The following is an 18,146-nucleotide window of genomic DNA, read 5'->3' as shown; positions in this document are numbered from 1 at the left end:
ACAGCTACTGAAAGCATACGGTTTTATTGGCAGCATGAGTCGTCTGGGAAATTGTTGGGATAATGCGGTTGCGGAAAGTTTCTTTGGCAGCCTCAAGCAGGAACGCTGCCAATGGCGGCATTACCAAACCCGCCATGCAGCACAGCAGGATATTTTGCAGTATATCGCCGTGTTTTATAATAACCAAAGACTGCATTCATACCTGGATTACAAAAGTCCGAATCAATATGAAGCAGAAGCAGCAAAATCGATAAAAGCAGCTTAACTGAGGTGTCCGATTTTACTTGACCACGTTAAGTTGCTGGTTATACAGACTGACAAACGTATCAAGGTCTGTTCCAGATCTTCAGCACTATTGAATCGATGTCTCTTGAGTACGTCAGCAATACACCCGTTGAAACGCTCGACCATCCCATTGGTTTGCGGAGCTATAGTGCTCCCCTTTTTCAAGATAGCAATTTAAGCTGGACACTGCCATAAGGAACGAGTCGTAATGAGCGAATCGAAAAGCAGAAATATCACAGCTCCGAGTTCAAAGCCAAGGTTGGCCTAGAGGCTCTGCGTGGGCGTAAAGGCAATCAACGAGATTGGCCAGGAATACGAGTATCCTGGATGCGACAGACAGATCTAAAAATGGTAGTGCGCTCCGATTCCCATATAGTCAACTTTTTCTTTAAAAAATTGACCAATAGGAGAGTTCCCATTGAAATATTCGGCAAAAAATTGAAGTCTCCTACCGAAAACCTGAAAATCTTCAAATTGAAATCCAGCCTTAACAGAGAGATCAGCATTCCAATTGTTTTGTTCGTAATTCTTAATATCAATCGCCAGAACAGGCCGTACTGGGGCAATATCCAAGCGCCACGGGCTCCTGAATTCGATGCCATATTGAATTGACCAAGGTTTGATTGTTGAGGGTTCTTTGTGAAAGATACCGCCACCTCCTCCATAAACACGCACTCCATAGGGAAGTTCATAAGACAGTCTGAGATCGATACCTTCGTAACTAAGATTGACCCGATCGAGGTCGGTTAGCTTCCTTAGTAGAAATTCATCCCCAAGATGCGAGCTCTGATGATAAATCCGCGCGAATGCAGATGCATTACCTGCACGCATGCTTGAATAAATCGATGCAATGAAATCTGTGTTGATGAGATCGGATGAAGGGGCGTCGAGATTGAAATCGCTAAACACGCCAGCTTGCAGCCCCACTTCCCATTGTGCGGAGTATTTCCCGAAATTGGCCCGATAAAACGGTAATGTTTCACCAAAACTAACAGCAGCGTTATTATCACCATCAATATTGCCCCCAAGGTAACTGCGATAGGCAGCAGAAAAATGAGCCCACCGCGGATCTGCCAGTAACGGCTTAAATAAATAGCCTGAGGGTAAAATCCCCGTCGCAAGTATTGTTGGATCATCGGTTGTGGGTATGTTTTTTTCTTCTTCAGTAACGGTATCACTCGGCGCTGGAGACGTAGTCGTGATGGGTTGCTGATCAGTGGGTTCCTTTATGCTTACTCCAGTCACTCCTGGTATCTCCAAGAGCACCTGTGTGATCCTGGCGTGATCTTCTGGTAATACTTCACTTGCTGATAAGGTAATATTTCCGTTACGTACAGTTAACGAAGGGGTATCACTCTTGAGTTCGTACTTGAGGATACCGGTAGCGTAACCAGCAATATAAGAATCATCCGTTATTGCAGCGCTGGCAGTGGATATACAAGCCAACGAGACTATGATGGTTAGCAGAATTCGCATAACATGCCTGAATTTTCTCAAGGTGCGATTTGAACAATTTTGGGCCAAAAGAGAATTCTTTGTTTCGTGTATTTTCTGCATCTGTCTTCCAGACTATTTGGTTTTTGATCACTCGGCTGAATACTGAGAGTACGATTGCTTCACTGCGCATTATCAGGAAAGGGCAAAAGAACCTTTTCAAAGTACTTCTATCTGAACCAGGATATTAATTTAATCCAATTCAATCGGATGAAGATTCAATTCTGTTTGAACTGAGTCTGCTGGAACCCATTCCAATTTTTAGTAGCTAACCCCCTTGCCTACCTCTCTAAGATTATTACAGAAATAGCGCATTTAGTATGTACACCAGCCCACAAAGCCAGAGCAATCGCACAAACATCACCTCACCGTAGACTGAGGAGTTCAGCGCGGGAATTGTTTGATGTGGCGGCAATCAAGCGTCGAGTCTTGAACCTGCCTTTGCGATCGGTCACTTCGGCAGCGGCCACAACTGCCGCGTGCAGCAACCTGAATCATCCGGAATGAGACATCCTTCACTATCTTGCCATTATCTACAACAGGGGCAGTCGTCTTTGTGTGCTAGCGTACACATCAAGTGCATTATTTCTGGTAGTCTAATTTGAGGATTACGATTAAAAATGGAAAGGTACGATGATTCTTGCTCGGCGGGTTCTCAGAAAACCGTTTCCTGCAATAATAAAGACTTATCGCAGAATCGAACAAGATCACGGACTTCAGATTGAATACCGTACCCAAAGTAGTAAAGTAAACAAAGTCCCCCTTGGTCTAAAAAAATTGAGAGGGTGTTTAGCTTTATCAATTATTCGAGAGAACCTTATCATGACGATGACGCAGCTTAATAACAATTTCTTCACTTTCTTCTTAAGTATCCTAATAATTTCTTTGCTGGGCTGTGCGCCTACCGCAAAGCAATCAGGAACCGGAGAATATATCGATGATAGTGTCATTACCACAAAGATCAAAGCAGCGATTTTCAATGAACCCACCCTAAAATCTGCTGAAATTAACGTTGAAACTTTCAAAGGTGTTGTTCAATTGAGTGGCTTCGTTAGTTCGCAGGCTCATGCCAATAGAGCGGTTGAAGTTGCACGTAGTGTTGCGGGTGTAAAATCTGTCAAGAATGATATGCTAATCAAATAGTAATTGTTGCATTGCTTAACTGATCAGCCATTGTATTTTTTATCATTATATGGGTATATAGGTAGAAAAATAGAATGGAATGTAAAAACATTGTGCGACCAAGGAGGCTCGCTATATGTGATAGTGCGGCGTTGCACCGGTCATTCAAGCTACTTAGATTTAATTGTCTGCCTGGTTGGGCGCTTGCCGCTTGCTCATCAATATTTCGTCATAATCATAATAAGTTGGGTTAACGAGGCAGGGGCTTCCTTAATCGTACGAACCATGCGCAAATAGTTTTTGGTCGTCCCCTCTACTGTAAAGAAGTATCCCTTGGATGCAGCTGAACGGTAGGGGTACGCGCATATGACGAAAAGGCCTGCTCCCTGCGCGTCTTGCCAGTAATGACTGTCCAGCTCCACCTCATTCCATCTGGATATGTATTTTTAAGAGGTACTTAGATTCTGATTCATCCAATCATGGCATTGCCAGGAAATGGAAATTTGAAATCTTAATCCAAAACGGAATACATTATAAATGAAAACCAATAGTAACTATATCCTCCGATATCTGCGCCGATGGAGCGTCTATTTGGGTGGTGGTATTCCACTGAAGGATGCCTTTAATGAGTTGCCGCTACGTTTAGAATTGCTCAGTGTTGAGCAGATGGAACAACGCGGCAGGCGTCTTGCGGCCATGCATAAATTGTCACAGGAGCGCTCGCAGAATCAGTTGATACAGCGCCTAGCCGAGAATGAAGCGATCTTAATCAATGTCTGCAGTCGACTTACGGCAGCGGTAAAAGCCAACCAACAGATCACACCGGCCAGTGAATGGTTGCTTGATAACTTCTATCTTGTCGAAGAACATATCCGCATTGCCAGGCGCCATATGCCTAAAGGCTATCACCGTGGATTACCCCGATTATTGAATGGTTCTTCGGCAGGATTGCCGCGTGTCTATGATATTGCACTAGAAATCATTTCGCACGGGGATGGGCGGGTAGACTCGGAAAGTCTCAGCCGTTTTGTCTCGGCTTATCAAACAGTTAGTATGCTTAATTTAGGTGAATTATGGGCCATTCCCACCATGCTGCGACTGGCCTTAATTGAGAACCTGCGGCGCGTTGCCATTCGCATCGCCGCTAATAGGGTTGACAGCGATCTTGCCAACATATGGGCCGATCGAATGGTAACGGTCGCGGAGACAGATCCGAAGAGCCTGGTGCTGATAATTGCAGACATGGCGCGCTCGCAACCTCCAATGTCAATACCATTCGTATCAGAACTTACGCGCCGACTGCAAGGGCATGGTCTTGCTCTAACACTACCATTATCCTGGATCAAACAGGTGCTTTCCGAGTCAGGGCTGACTATCGAGCAGGTTATCCAGTCAGGAAATCAACATCAGGCTGCTGACCAGGTTTCCATTAGTCACAGCATCAGCAGCCTACGTCTTCTGGGGGGAATGGATTGGCGCGAGTTTGTCGAAAGCATGAGTATTGTCGAGCAAACATTGAGGGAAGATCCGGACGGTACCTATGGCAAGATGGATTTCTCCACCCGTGACCACTATCGTCATACAGTCGAAAAGATTGCAAAGCGGAGTTCCCTTACCGAAGCCGAGGTAGCGCGAAGTGCGGTCCAACTTGCACATGAGGCTCAGGCAGCACATCCGGATGGTGAAGAACGCATGGCGCATGTGGGTTTCTATCTGATCGATCAGGGCTTGCACGAGCTTGAAACAAAAGCACAAGTACGCTTCTCTATCGTTGAAACACTCATAAAAATGGGGGCGAAGTATACATTACACGTGTACCTCGGTTTGATCACACTCCTGACACTGCTGTTCAGCACCGGCCTAGTAGCCATCGCGCACACTCAAGACGTGACGGATGAATTCTTGCTGTTGATCGGTATATTCGCATTATTACCCACGAGCCAGTTAGCACTCGCCCTGGTGAATTGGTTAGCAACCTTGTTTGTGACCCCACATTTGCTGCCACGCATGGATTTCTCTACGGGCATCCCCGCACAATCTCGGACACTAGTCATCGTGCCGAGCATGCTTACTAATTCGCAAAGCGTCAACGACTTAGTTGAAGTGCTGGAAGTGCATTTTTTAGCGAACCAAGATAAAAACCTCTATTTTGGTCTTTTGACTGATTTTCACGACGCACATGAAGAAACGCTACCCGAAGACGAGCCTTTGCTGCAGCTGACTCAGGCGCGAATCGAGACACTTAATGCAAAATATGGTACTGCAGAAAAGAGTATTTTCTTTCTTTTTCATCGCCCGCGCCGCTGGAATCCACAAGCGCTTATCTGGATGGGTTATGAGCGCAAACGCGGCAAACTTGCCGATCTAAATGCATTATTGCGCGATAAAACACATAGTAATGTCGATAAACGCTTTTCACGTATCGTTGGTAATACCTCTTGTCTCACAAATATAAAATATGTTATCACCCTGGATACGGATACACGGTTACCGCGCGATGTTGCATGGCAGCTTGTAGCTGCCATGTCCCACCCACTGAACCGCCCCCGCTACAATAAGACGCGAGAACTTGTATGTGAAGGCTACGGTATTCTTCAGCCGCGCGTCAGCGTGAGCCTGGAGAGCACTAATTGCTCGCGTTATGCACGATTACATGGTGGTGAGGCCGGTATCGACCCCTACACCGGCGTCATCTCGGATGTCTACCAGGATGTATTCGGCGAGGGCTCTTTTATTGGCAAAGGCATTTATGATGTAGATGCGTTCGAACGAACATTGAATGAGCGCTTTCCAGAGAACCGGATTCTCAGTCACGACTTGCTGGAAGGATGTTACGTGCGCTCTGGTTTGTTGAGTGATGTACATGTATACGAAGATTACCCTGCACACTACCTTGTGGATGTGAGCCGCCGTCATCGCTGGATACGGGGCGATTGGCAATTACTGGGCTGGTTGCTGCCACATGTTCCAGGTCCTGGTAAGCATCGACCAAAAAATCCTCTCTCGCGTTTGTCGCAATGGAAACTGTTCGACAATCTGCGGCGCAGCCTCGTACCGATTGCGTTACTGCTGCTGCTATTATTAGGCTGGGTAGTGTTGGCTTCACCCTGGTTCTGGACCTTGGCCGTAATTGGTACACTCTTGATTTCACCCTTAGTAGAATTGGTTGTGGAAATCTTTCGCAAGCCAGAAGAGGGATCGTTATATCAACATTTTGCTGCGTCACTCGACACGGCCAGCCAACGCCTGGCGCAAGGAGCCGTTACTTTAGCATGTCTTCCCTTTGAAGCCTGGTTCAGCTTAGATGCAATCATGCGTACGGTGTGGCGTATGTCATTTACTCACAAACGGCTGCTCGAATGGAATCCATCAGGCGAAGTCGCGCGCAGCAGCCACACAGGCTTCACCGCCGTATTGCGCGCAATGTGGATTGCTCCACTGATCGCTATTGCTACAACCCTCTACCTGCTGCTATTCAAACCCACTGCACTTGTAGTAGCGGGACCCATTCTACTGCTGTGGTTAGGTTCACCTATGCTTATCTGGTGGACCGGACAGCCACTCACACGAGGTGAGACACAGCTGACAGCTAAACAAACTATCTTTTTGCGCAAGATTTCTCGCAAAACCTGGGCATTTTTTGAGACTTTTGTCGGGCCAGAAGATCATTGGCTGCCGCCGGATAATTATCAGGAACATCATGGTGTTGCTGTTACACACCGTACCTCACCAACTAATATCGGGATGGCACTACTCGCGAATTTATCCGCTTATGACTTCGGTTACCTAGCGGCCGGGCAGCTAATTGAGCGTACGACACATACCTTCAATACCATGCAAACACTGGAACGATATTGCGGTCATTTCTACAACTGGTATGACACGCGATCATTGAAACCACTACATCCGTTTTATGTTTCGACAGTGGATAGTGGAAACCTGGCGGGTCATCTGTTGACCTTGCGGTCAGGTTTGCTTACGCTTGCTGACGAAAAAATCTTTGATGTACGCTGGTTCCATGGACTCCACGACACACTTGGAATCCTGTTGGATGCAGCAGGAAATACTCGTTCGGATCTGCTCATCGCATTACGGAAAGATATCGATTCCGCATGCAGCGCCCCACCTACTACACTCACGCTTGCACGGCAATGCCTCGGCCAGTTGGTGAAACGTGCAGAAGCGCTTGCCGGTAGCATTACGACTGCCACGCAACAGCCCTCTCAAACAGAGAATGCGCTTATATCAACCCGTAAGAAGCAACCACTCGCCGAAGCTGGGGGGTACCTGGTGATAGATAAGCATCTCATGCACAACCCCACCTTGGATCACACCGGCGCCATCATTTCCGATACAACTTCTGAGAGTGACATGGTTTGGTGGTCATATGCACTGGTCCGGCAATGCCGCGCAGCCTTCGACGAACTAACCTTTCTGGCCCCCTGGCTGGCGTTGCCAGTCGCACCGAGTGGGCTCGACAACAACCTTGATATCACTGAGATTCCAACGTTACGAGAATTGGAAAATATCGGAAATAAATTGCTGCCAGCAATCGAACAACGACTTGAAACCTCCCTTACGAATACTTTGACATCTGCGGAACATGCATGGCTACGTGAGTACTGGCACTGCATCACACAAACGTGTCATCGTGCCACTGAGCGAATTGCGACCATCGAGCAGCTTGCCATGCAATCGGGTGAATTTGCATGCATGGCATATGACTTCCTATATGATAAATCATCCCGTTTACTGGCAATTGGGTACAACGTGGATGAGTTGCGACGAGATGCAAGTTACTACGACTTGCTGGCTTCGGAAGCGAGATTAATCAATTTTGTTGCAATTGCACAGGGAAAAGTGCCGCAAGAGAGCTGGTTTGCCTTAGGGCGTTTGCTTACAACTGCTGGCGGCAAACCCGTGCTTTTATCGTGGAGTGGATCGATGTTTGAGTATCTGATGCCACTCCTGGTAATGCCAACCTTTGAAAATACACTGCTTGACCAGACCTATAAAGCAACGGTAGCACGGCAGATTGAGTATGGACGGCAGCGAGGCATACCATGGGGCATGTCGGAATCCGGCTATAACCTAGTCGACGCTCATCTCAATTATCAGTATCGAGCATTTGGTGTGCCTGGCCTGGGACTCAAACGCGGACTCGCTGATGACCTGGTCGTTGCTCCTTATGCTACCCTGCTGGCGCTGATGATAGCACCCAAGGCAGCGTGCCTGAATCTACAGCAACTTGTTGCACAAGGACTGGAAGGTAAATTCGGTTTTTACGAAGCGATCGACTATACGCCATCACGTCAGCGGCGCGGGGAGCTAAGCACAATAGTACGATCTTATATGGCTCATCATCAGGGAATGAGCCTGCTCTCCCTGGCCTATCTACTACTGAATCGCCCGATGCAGAAACGCTTCGAATCAGAGCCATTGTTCCAAGCGACTTTACTGCTTCTTCAAGAGCGAATCCCCAAAGCTACGACATTCTTTCCCCGCACGACCCAGTTTTCCAATATCCAGCTGGCTGCTCGTATTGCAGAAGCACCGATTCGCATTTTCAGCAATGTCAGAACGCCTCTACCGGAAGTTCAATTGTTATCCAACGGACGTTATCATGTAATGGTTACCCACGCTGGTGGTGGCTATAGCCGTTGGAAAGATCTTGCCGTCACACGTTGGCGTGAAGATACAACTTGCGATAATTGGGGATCGTTCTGTTATCTGCGCGACGAAAGCAGTGGTGAAATCTGGTCAACTGCCTATCAACCAACACTGAAACAGCCACAGCATTACGAGGTGATTTTCTCCGAGGGACGCGCTGAATTTCGCCGTCGTGATTTTATAGGCGATGGCGATTTTGAAACCTATACTGAGATCGTAGTGTCACCAGAAGACGATATCGAACTGCGCCGTGTGCGCATTACTAATCGTGCCCATACTTCCCGCACCATCACAGCGACGAGTTACGCGGAAGTTGTGCTCGCTGTACCCGTTGCAGATATGCTGCATCCAGCTTTCAGTAAGCTGTTCGTGCAGACCGAAATTGATGAGAAATATCAGGCAATACTTTGCACGCGCCGGCCGCGCTCAGCTACCGAGCAAACATCCTGGATGTTTCACATGATGACAACGCATGGAGTGGATGTCAATGCCATTTCTTATGAGACGGATCGAATGCAATTCATTGGCCGCGGTCACACTGCAGCCGATCCGCAAGCGTTAAGCAGCACATCCTCAGGAATGCTTTCTGGCAGCCAGGGTTCGGTGCTGGATCCGATTGTCGCTATTCGTCATGCCATTACACTCGGCCCGGAGCAAACGATTACCCTGGATATAGTGAGCGGCATAGGAGAGACGCGTGCTGACGCTATAAGTCTGATTGGGAGATATCAAGACAAGCGACTTGCGGATCGTGTCTTTAATGTTGCTTGGACACATGCCCAAGTAGCGTTACGCCAACTCAATGCAAGTGAAGCTGACGCACAACTTTACGGACATCTGGCCAACTCTATTCTTTATACCAATAGTTTACTGCGCGCTGAAGCCAGCATTTTGATGCAGAATCGTCGTGGGCAATCCGATTTATGGGGCTACGCCATTTCTGGAGATTTACCTATCGTCCTGCTACAGATTGGTGATGTAGCCAATATACAATTAGTGCGTCAATTGGTTCAGGCTCACGCCTACTGGCGTTTAAAAGGGTTGGCAGTGGATCTAGTGATCTGGAATGAAGATCGCGCCGGTTACCGGCAATTGCTCCAAGACCAAATCATCGGTTTAATTGCGGCGAGTACCGAGGCGCACGTCATCGATCAACCAGGCGGCATCTTCGTGCGACGCACGGAGCAGATATCGAACGAAGACCATATTCTATTCCAATCCGTTGCACGAGTGATCATAACAGATACCCGAGGAACGCTGGCAGAACAGATCAACCGCCGCAACATCGGGGATGTACGGATACCGCGCTTTCGGCCGAGTCAAAGCTACCGTGCAGATCCCCCTAACAGTAGCCCATTGCCGCCACGTGATCTTATTCTGCACAACGGACTGGGCGGGTTCACGCGGGACGGGCGAGAATACGTCATAACGACCACAGCTACGCAGATGACGCCAGCACCATGGGTAAATGTGTTGGCAAATCCACATTTTGGCACGGTTATCTCCGAGAGTGGCCAAGGCTATACCTGGAGCGAAAATGCACACGAGTTCCGTCTTACACCTTGGCACAATGATCCGGTGTCTGATACAGGTGGAGAAGCCTTTTATCTACGTGATGAAGAGAGTGGCCATTTTTGGTCACCTACACCTCTGCCCTGCCGTGGCGCAAATCCGTATGTCAGCCGGCACGGATTTGGCTACAGTGTGTTCGAATATACTGAAGGAGGCATCGTCTCAGAGCTGTGGGTATATGTGGCTATAGATGCTGCAGTCAAATTCTCGGTATTGAAAATACGTAATGTATCCGGTCGGCCACGCCGACTCTCTGCAACTGGCTATGTAGAATGGGTGCTGGGCGGTTTGCGGTCAAAATCAATCATGCATGTGACCACGGAAGTAGATCCTGGCAGTGGTGCGGTGTTCGCACACAATCCTTACAATATGGAATTCGTTGGTCGAATTGCCTTCTTTGATGTGGATGGAGTCAATCGCTCAATCAGTTGCGACCGCGCCGAGTTCATTGGACGTAACGGGTCACTCAGAAATCCGGCTGCCATGGCGCGCACACGTCTTTCCGGTAAGGTGGGGGCAGCATTAGATCCTTGTGCTGCGATCCAGGTAAGTTTCGACTTGGCAGACGGAGAAGAACGTGAAGTTATTTTCCGCCTGGGGCAGGCCGGTAGGCGTGGGGCCGAAGATGCGCGCAGTCTGGTGCATCGTTTTCGCGGATCAACAGCCGCGCACACTGCACTCGAGGCGGTATGGCAATACTGGAACCACACTCTTGGCGCAGTCCAGGTGGAAACCCCAGATCCGTCTCTCAACGTGCTCGCCAATGGATGGCTTATCTACCAAACACTTGCCTGTCGCTTGTGGGGACGCAGTGGTTATTACCAATCAAGTGGTGCCTTTGGTTTCCGTGACCAGTTGCAAGATGTGATGGCGCTAATCCACGCTGAGCCAAAACGCGTGCGTGAGCAATTGCTGCTGTGTGCAGCGCAGCAGTTTGTGGAAGGTGATGTGCTGCACTGGTGGCATCCACCATCAGGTCGTGGCGTACGCACCCGTTGTTCAGACGATTATCTCTGGCTACCGCTGGCAGTATGTCGTTATGTATTGAGTACCGGTGATATGGGTGTGCTGGATGAATCCGTTCCCTTTCTCGAAGGCCGCCCGGTTGGCCCTGAGGATGACTCATATTACGATCTGCCAGGACGTTCGACCGAATCAGCCAGTTTGTACCAACACTGTGCGCGTGCTATTTGGCATGGCTTGAAATTTGGTGAGCATGGCCTGCCGCTGATCGGTTCCGGAGACTGGAACGACGGCATGAACCTAGTAGGCTTGCACGGCAAGGGTGAAAGTGTCTGGCTCGCCTTCTTCCTGTACGAAGTATTGATGCGCTTCGCTGAGCTAGCACAGCAGAAGGATGACATGCCTTTTGCCGAACAATGTCGGAACGAAGCTGAACAACTGCGCCAACGCATCGAGCAAAATGCCTGGGATGGTGCCTGGTACCGCCGTGCATACTTCGACGACGGCACCCCACTGGGATCGGCGAGCAACACAGAATGTCAGATCGACTCAATCTCACAAAGCTGGTCGGTCCTCTCCGGCGCAGGAGACCCTATACGTTCACGCAAGAGTATGGACGTCGTCTATGAGCGACTGGTACGACACGATCATGCGCTGATTCAGCTTTTTGATCCGCCGTTCGACACATCCGATCTGGATCCGGGCTATATTAAAGGTTATGTTCCTGGTGTGCGCGAAAACGGAGGGCAGTACACTCATGCTGCTATCTGGGTCGTCATGGCGGTCGCGGCCTTGGGCGACAACCAGCGTGCATGGGAATTGATGGACATGATTAATCCCGTGAATCATGGAAAATCAGCAACAGATGTGGCGATTTACAAAGTCGAGCCCTATGTCATGACTGCCGATATCTACGCGGTCTCACCACACATCGGTCGTGGGGGGTGGAGCTGGTATACGGGTTCTGCTGGCTTGATGTACCGGTTGATTGTGGAGTCTCTGCTTGGCTTACGACTAGACGTGGATAAACTCTATTTTGATCCCTGTCTGCCCGCATCCTGGCAAGCGTTTAAACTATATTATCGGTATCGGGAAACTGTCTATCATATTACCGTGTCGCAAACGACGGATACTGGCAATGCTCCACAAAGCAGTGTAATGCGCGTTACGGTGGATGGCATCGAACAATCCGACAAAACTATTCCGCTAATTGACGATCGTCAGGATCATACGGCCGAAGTAAACATCGTAACCCCGCCCAGCGACACTGATGATCAGGCAGATAATTGAGTAGAATGAGGCCAATATTAACTAGTCGCCCCTGAAAAACTCTCGCTACTGATTGCAGTTTTTGGAATCAAATCTGATTTTCTATTGTTCATTCGGATCAATTCGCATGAACTGAGGTTTTTATCAGAAGATTGGGATGATTTTTTTATTTTCCGTATGAGAAAACGGCAAAAAAAATGGCCAGTAGCCATTGTTTCAGATTCCAGGCGCAAGCGGCCATCAAGAGGTTGATGTGATCACCAATAGCGCCTTCAGGTAATTTTTCGCCATTCGGTAATCTGCTTCTAAATGACCAATGATGGGTTCAATGGCTGCATGTCTTTTGCATTGCTTGCGCTTTTTGTCTCGCTGGTAACGGTTATCCTGTTTGAGGATCTTGTCCGGTAGTACGATACGGGTTCCGTTAACTTCATGCTTGCCACAATGACCGCAATCACACATAGCCTGCCTAGCGTCTCATAATAGCCCGAGTGGCTTACCTCCAGGAGGCGACAACTACGGGCAACAGAGATTGCCTTCTTTTGTAACTGGTTTGACGAGCTGGTAGCTCATTTCAGTTGCCGGGCAAAGAAGGCTGACGCTTTTTAAGATATCGACATCCATCTTCAGTTGCCGGTTTTCCTGCTCAAGCTGGCGGATAAGTTGCTGTTCGGCAGTGAGCGGATGCCGATGCCAGGATTCCCACTTTGTTCTGATTCATATTAAGTTACCCAGCGACGGAGGCACTCTGACCGATACTCATGCTTCACTGATGTGGGCTATGCTCAGCCCCTGTTCCTTAATCATACGTACGATTTCTAGTTTGAAGCTGGTATCAAATTGCCTGCGTTGCTTTTTCATGTAAAACTCATCGGCTGGTGGATTTTCCACCTATCGAGGTGCCCGGATAAATTAGACCACTCACTGTCCTTCACCATTTGATAGCTCGCGCTTGTATAAACCAGTAAGCATCAGACGTAACGCTCCCTAGTCAGTCAGCGCGTCAATCTTCATCAGTACGTTGTTTTGTTTCGCACGTTGCGCCAGTTCCAGGGATCCAAAATTCATCTGTATCTTCTACTCCTCTCACCTTTTACCTTTCGCCAGTTTAGTTGTTTATTTGGCTAACGTGGGGAAGTGGTGCAGGAATCTTCCTACTGTAAATTTACCGGCCCACCCGGGAAACGGCCGTCTCACAAACAAATAATCAGAATTCTTAAAAAGAATTTTTCTTCCCAATAAATATGGAAATAAACGATAAAACTGAAGTAAAATCTGGATAATTAAACCAAGTTGCTGAAAGAAACAGAACTGGTTAATGATTGAACGCGAGATAGATCAAGATAAAGTTATTACGGAATAAACTGTTCTTATTATTGCAATCCATCCCCGCCGCAGGAAAGCTGGAGGGGATAGTGTATAGGTATAACCAACACAGCAGCGAAATATCGTGTTATGCAGTTGTCAAAAAGTTAGTTCACAACAGGCGTAAGATGCACGGCTAGTGCAGCACATCCAGCTAATAGCACCAATAAAAATACACCGGCAAATAACATATTCTTGGTGGTATCAATATCGCTGTCTTTTTCCACTGTACTCATTTTTCATAACTCCTTTATCGTATGCATTAGAAATGAAACGATGATGAATTGAATTTACATCTTATTTATTAATTCACATTAACAAATAAGATGTGGCCAGCCAGAAATATAGCATAAAAGGCCTACTTTTTGTATAACTCGGAAGAGTTGTAATCAAATGTACGATCTGTTTAGTCCTAGGATATGCGGGTCTATCTTAGAACCTGTTCAAAAAGAGGATAAAGGCAAAAACGCAGCAAGAAAGCTTAGAGCATTTTTGATTTAAATATATGCATGCAATAGACTATTCTCTATTACAACTGATGGGGAAGGTTATGCATGCCTATTCACAAGATCTTCGGGATCGCATTCTGGGTGCGTTGGATCGTGGCGAAGGTCCAACGGCAATTGCCCGGCGCTTTGAGGTGAGTCGCATGTGGGTGTATCAGGTACGCAAGCGATGGAAAGAAGAAGGCCAGCGCCATAGTTTGCCGATGGGAGGTTATCGGCGATCCCGCATTGCGCACAAGGAAGCGCAGATTCGGCAATGGATAGAAGCCACGCCGGATCTAACGCTTGTCGATGGGGGTTGAGTTTAAAAAAAACCCTGCACGCCAGCGAGCAATCGCGCACAGACGTACGTCAGGCACGAACTGAGTGGGCCCGCGAGCAGCAGCATTGGGATTGCCGTCACCTGGTCTTCCTGGATGAGACGGCAACGACCACCAACATAACGCGACAGCGGGGTCGCGCGCCGCGCGGCCAGCGCTGTGTGGCTTCGGTGCCCCACGGCCACTGGAAGAGCACCACCTTCATTGCGGGACTGCGTTACGATGCGATCACCGCTCCGTTAGTGCTCGACGGCCCAATGAACGGGGCCGCGTTTCTCGCCTATATTCAAACCTGTCTGTGCCCCACGCTGCAGCCAGGTGACATTGTGGTGGCCGACAACCTGTCTTGTCACAAGGTTCCAGGCGTCCGCGCAGCCATTGAAGCGGCAGATGCCACGCTGCTCTACTTACCGCCGTATTCGCCTGATCTGAATCCAATCGAGAAAATGTTCTCCAAACTCAAAGCCCTATTACGCAAAGCCGCCAAACGAACCATGGATACCTTATGGGCACAGATCGGCAAAGTGTTGGATCTGTTCACTCCGGAGGAGTGTGCCAACTACTTCGCTTCATGTGGATATGTAAACAAGTAAACCAAAAATGCTCTAGTTGTTCTGCTCAGCTTTATTTTTTGTAAGAGCAGTAAATAACGCAGGGATAATCTTTTTTTCTTGCCTGTATGCGAGAAGCAAAGATTGAGCATCTGATTGCTTAGGAGTTGCCAATTGCACTGGATTTGCTTGTGGAATATAGGGTTGCGTAAAAATGGGGTCTTTATGATTTTGTAGCGCGCTTCTGCGTGATCCGGAATATTTTCTGGTTTTCTCACCATTAGCAACTTCGGCTTGCTTATTGCTACGCCGGGCAATATCGGCTGATACCCTATTTTTACGATCTGGCAAGCTCCTGACAAATAACTCCGCATCAAAACCAGCAATCTGCTCTATCTCCAGTTTAGTGTTCAGAAGTTTTTCGATACTGGTCAGAAGCTCTGTTTCATGTTCACTTACCAGAGAAATTGCCTTTCCTTTACTACCAGCACGGCCTGTACGGCCAATTCTATGCACATAGTCCTCGGGATTACCGGGCAATTCATAATTGACCACATGCGATAATTTTTCAATATCAATGCCACGCGCAGCTACATCTGTTGCTACAAGTATCTGCACATCACCATGTTTGAACTCAGAAAGTGCTTGTGTTCTCTGTTGCTGATTTTTATCTCCATGAATTGCAAGCGCCAAGATTTTATGGTGAGAAAGCATTTGTGCCAGTTGGGAGGCTCCGTGCTTTGTTTTCACAAAAACAAGTGCTTGTTTCAGATCTTGCTGTTTAACGAGATGCAGCAGCAATGCAAACTTACTTTCTGGTTTTATGCGGTGAACAACATGTGAAATAGACTCATTTATTGTATTCTGCGCTGCCACTTCAATCCGAACCGGATGTTTCAGCAAACCGTCTGCAAGTTTTCTGATCTCGTCGGAGAAAGTTGCGGAAAACATCAGACTCTGTCGCTGTGAAGGTAACAACGCCATCACTTTTTTGATATCCGGCAGAAAGCCCATATCCAGCATACGATCGGCCTCGTCAAGAACCAGGATTTCTGTTTTTGAGAAATTTACAGCCTTGTGCTCAACCAGATCCAGCAATCGACCAGGTGTGGCTACCAGTATTTCCACCCCATTCCGCAACTCTGTTATCTGAGGTTCTATATTGACCCCGCCAAAAACGACAGTGGTTCGCAAAGCAAGATACTTCCCATACTTCCTGACACTTTCATCAATTTGCATGGCCAGTTCACGCGTTGGAGCCATAATCAAAGCACGTACAGGATGGCGGGCAGGCGACGTACTAGAGCTCGCATGTGCTTGCAGGTGGTGCAATAAAGGCAGAGTAAAGCCGGCTGTTTTACCAGTACCCGTCTGTGCACTGGCCATGACATCTTTGCCGGCAAGAATCGGCGGAATAACCTGGGCTTGGATCGGAGTTGGATTAATGTACCCCTCATCAATAACTGCCCGGAGTATTTCACTGGACAAGTCCAGCTGCTCAAAAGTTACATCACTACTCATAGTTTATTTTTGCAACAAGTAAAACAAAATTTTCAATGGTATTGTTTTAATAGCATACACGACAAGAATCAACATTCATCAAATTTTTCATTAACTAATCATTCACAAAAAAATCTTAAAATTACCCCTGTCCCCAAACTAAAACTCAAGACCCGTATTCATTTTCTGCTAAAAATTATTTTAAGATTAATTTTTTTGGTTTTAAACCACTTGAACAAACCATCTATCCTGTCGAAAAGATTCAGAAATACTGGTGCTCCACTGATAGCAACAGCATCTACCAGACAATACCAGGCTGAAACTCCGCTCGGCGGGTTGCCTTGCGTTAGTTCGAATATTGGTTCAAGAGTAGCCCACCGCCAAGTGCCAGCAGCAGTACCAATCAGTTCTAACCAGGTCGTAATAAAGAACGCGGCCAGATATACCAATGGCGATCTGCCCTTGAACAGATAAATCAGAAATACTACATAAAGCAATGCGCCCACCTGGTCACCATGTTCGGGTAATCCGCTAATACCCCATACTGACCACAGACCACAAGTGATCACCACAAATGCTGTAATTTTCCTGGCATATTTGAGAAAAAAACCAGATCGTGCCAGCGCGACCGCTGTCAGATAAACCATGCCATGACCCGGTGGTACATACAACGGAACATTTTCCAGACGGTAGGTATACCCCCCCATATAAATTGATGCGAAATGTTCACCCGCTGTTGCAAAAGCTACTGCAATTACAACCTGCATTCTTATTTCGCGATTTTCACCACGAAGTAATGTAATCAAAAAAATCCAGGCAATAACACCTAATATATTTTGAAGCAACAGCGTCCCGTGAGCATCAATTACAAGGCTAATTGCAACACAAAAAAACGTAAATGCAGCGATAAAATAATCACGTTTTCTGTGAACAGGACTGCCACTCACCTCCGGAAATCTATCAAATATCTTCAACATCTCAAAAAATAAAAAACCGTCTTTTCCGACGGTTGAAAATAATGACTCCCGGTATATTTTGTCTACCGAACCGAAAATAAAGATCGACAGTAATTGCAATCCCGATCGATTGATAATCAATCTGGATAATGTCTGAATTATAAATAAATTGTAAAAATTTCAACCCTAGATTTATCCCGAAAAGGTATTTTTACCTTTTCGGGATAAAATAGAGCATAACTAACTTAATAGTTACTCTCTATTTTCCTTTTTTGGCAGTTTTAGCGTTGGCCTGGAATTCGTCATGGAACTTGAATTTAGGCTCTCCGTCAAATACGCCATCCAGTTTGTAATGCTCGTGCATGGCTTTGACGTCTTTTACCATCTCGTCAAACTTGAAGGTGTATTTCGGATCCACTTCCGGTGTATACGGGGTATAGGGAGGTTTTGCTCCTTTCCAGGGTGACCCTTCATAGTTCAGATGGCAGGCGCTGCAACGTTCTTCAAAATTAAAGTCTTGCCCCTTGCTTGCCAGGGTCTTGCGCGGCGCTTTTTTGCCCGATTTCTCAAATG

General features: G+C 47.4%; 10 protein-coding genes and 2 pseudogenes. 5 read left to right on the top strand and 7 right to left on the bottom strand.

Annotation, left to right across the window (positions count from 1 at the left end):
• Positions 1-265 (top strand): IS3 family transposase (locus tag ABF86_RS00980; RefSeq protein ID WP_160803421.1); only part of this gene is annotated, 265 nt, incomplete at its 5' end.
• 56 nt (positions 266-321) lie between these two features.
• Here the strand turns inward: ABF86_RS00980 and ABF86_RS00975 are convergent.
• Together ABF86_RS00975 and ABF86_RS00970 are read right to left on the bottom strand one after the other, a co-directional pair.
• Positions 322-426, bottom strand: a pseudogene (locus ABF86_RS00975) (IS481 family transposase); the annotation flags it as partial.
• Positions 427-627: 201 nt separating this feature from the next.
• Entirely contained in the window at positions 628-1,842 is a 1,215-nt protein-coding gene (locus ABF86_RS00970) for a DUF1207 domain-containing protein (RefSeq protein ID WP_083341451.1), read from the bottom strand.
• 765 nt (positions 1,843-2,607) lie between these two features.
• Here ABF86_RS00970 and ABF86_RS00965 point away from each other — a divergent pair.
• Together ABF86_RS00965 and ABF86_RS00960 are read left to right on the top strand one after the other, a co-directional pair.
• Entirely contained in the window at positions 2,608-2,922 is a 315-nt protein-coding gene (locus ABF86_RS00965; RefSeq protein ID WP_074685158.1) for a BON domain-containing protein, read from the top strand.
• A gap of 516 nt (positions 2,923-3,438) precedes the next feature.
• On the top strand, positions 3,439-12,396 hold the full coding sequence (locus ABF86_RS00960) for a glucoamylase family protein (RefSeq protein ID WP_074685144.1): 8,958 nt from the start codon (positions 3,439-3,441) through the stop codon (positions 12,394-12,396).
• 219 nt (positions 12,397-12,615) lie between these two features.
• On the opposite strand, the gene ABF86_RS00955 is transcribed toward ABF86_RS00960, so the two are convergent.
• Together ABF86_RS00955 and ABF86_RS13055 are read right to left on the bottom strand one after the other, a co-directional pair.
• Complete coding sequence (locus tag ABF86_RS00955; RefSeq protein WP_011634714.1) at positions 12,616-12,837, bottom strand: hypothetical protein; 222 nt, start codon at positions 12,835-12,837, stop codon at positions 12,616-12,618.
• 1,010 nt (positions 12,838-13,847) lie between these two features.
• Positions 13,848-13,976, bottom strand: coding sequence for a hypothetical protein (locus tag ABF86_RS13055; RefSeq protein WP_256201571.1), 129 nt, complete (start codon positions 13,974-13,976; stop codon positions 13,848-13,850).
• 269 nt (positions 13,977-14,245) lie between these two features.
• Between ABF86_RS13055 and ABF86_RS00950 the strand changes: the two genes are divergently transcribed.
• Positions 14,246-14,548, top strand: coding sequence for a helix-turn-helix domain-containing protein (locus tag ABF86_RS00950; RefSeq protein ID WP_049753112.1), 303 nt, complete (start codon positions 14,246-14,248; stop codon positions 14,546-14,548).
• On the top strand, positions 14,545-15,159 hold the full coding sequence (locus ABF86_RS00945) for an IS630 family transposase (protein WP_160803420.1): 615 nt from the start codon (positions 14,545-14,547) through the stop codon (positions 15,157-15,159). Before ABF86_RS00950 ends, ABF86_RS00945 begins: the two co-directional genes overlap by 4 nt.
• 12 nt (positions 15,160-15,171) lie before the next feature.
• Here the strand turns inward: ABF86_RS00945 and ABF86_RS00940 are convergent, their stop codons facing one another.
• From ABF86_RS00940 to ABF86_RS00930, 3 genes and pseudogenes are all read right to left on the bottom strand, one after another.
• Positions 15,172-16,638, bottom strand: a complete 1,467-nt coding sequence (locus ABF86_RS00940; protein WP_011634715.1) for a DEAD/DEAH box helicase — start codon at positions 16,636-16,638, stop codon at positions 15,172-15,174.
• A 158-nt stretch (positions 16,639-16,796) separates the two neighbouring features.
• The gene (locus ABF86_RS00935; RefSeq protein WP_242500160.1) at positions 16,797-17,564 is read right to left on the bottom strand and encodes a hypothetical protein; all 768 of its coding nucleotides are present in this window, start codon (positions 17,562-17,564) and stop codon (positions 16,797-16,799) included.
• A 268-nt stretch (positions 17,565-17,832) separates the two neighbouring features.
• Positions 17,833-18,146: pseudogene (locus ABF86_RS00930) on the bottom strand (cytochrome C554); the annotation flags it as partial.

This window comes from Nitrosomonas sp. GH22, assembly GCF_009833115.1.
GTDB classification, from domain to species: domain Bacteria; phylum Pseudomonadota; class Gammaproteobacteria; order Burkholderiales; family Nitrosomonadaceae; genus Nitrosomonas; species Nitrosomonas eutropha.
This window is presented reverse-complemented; position numbering and strand designations above follow the sequence as displayed.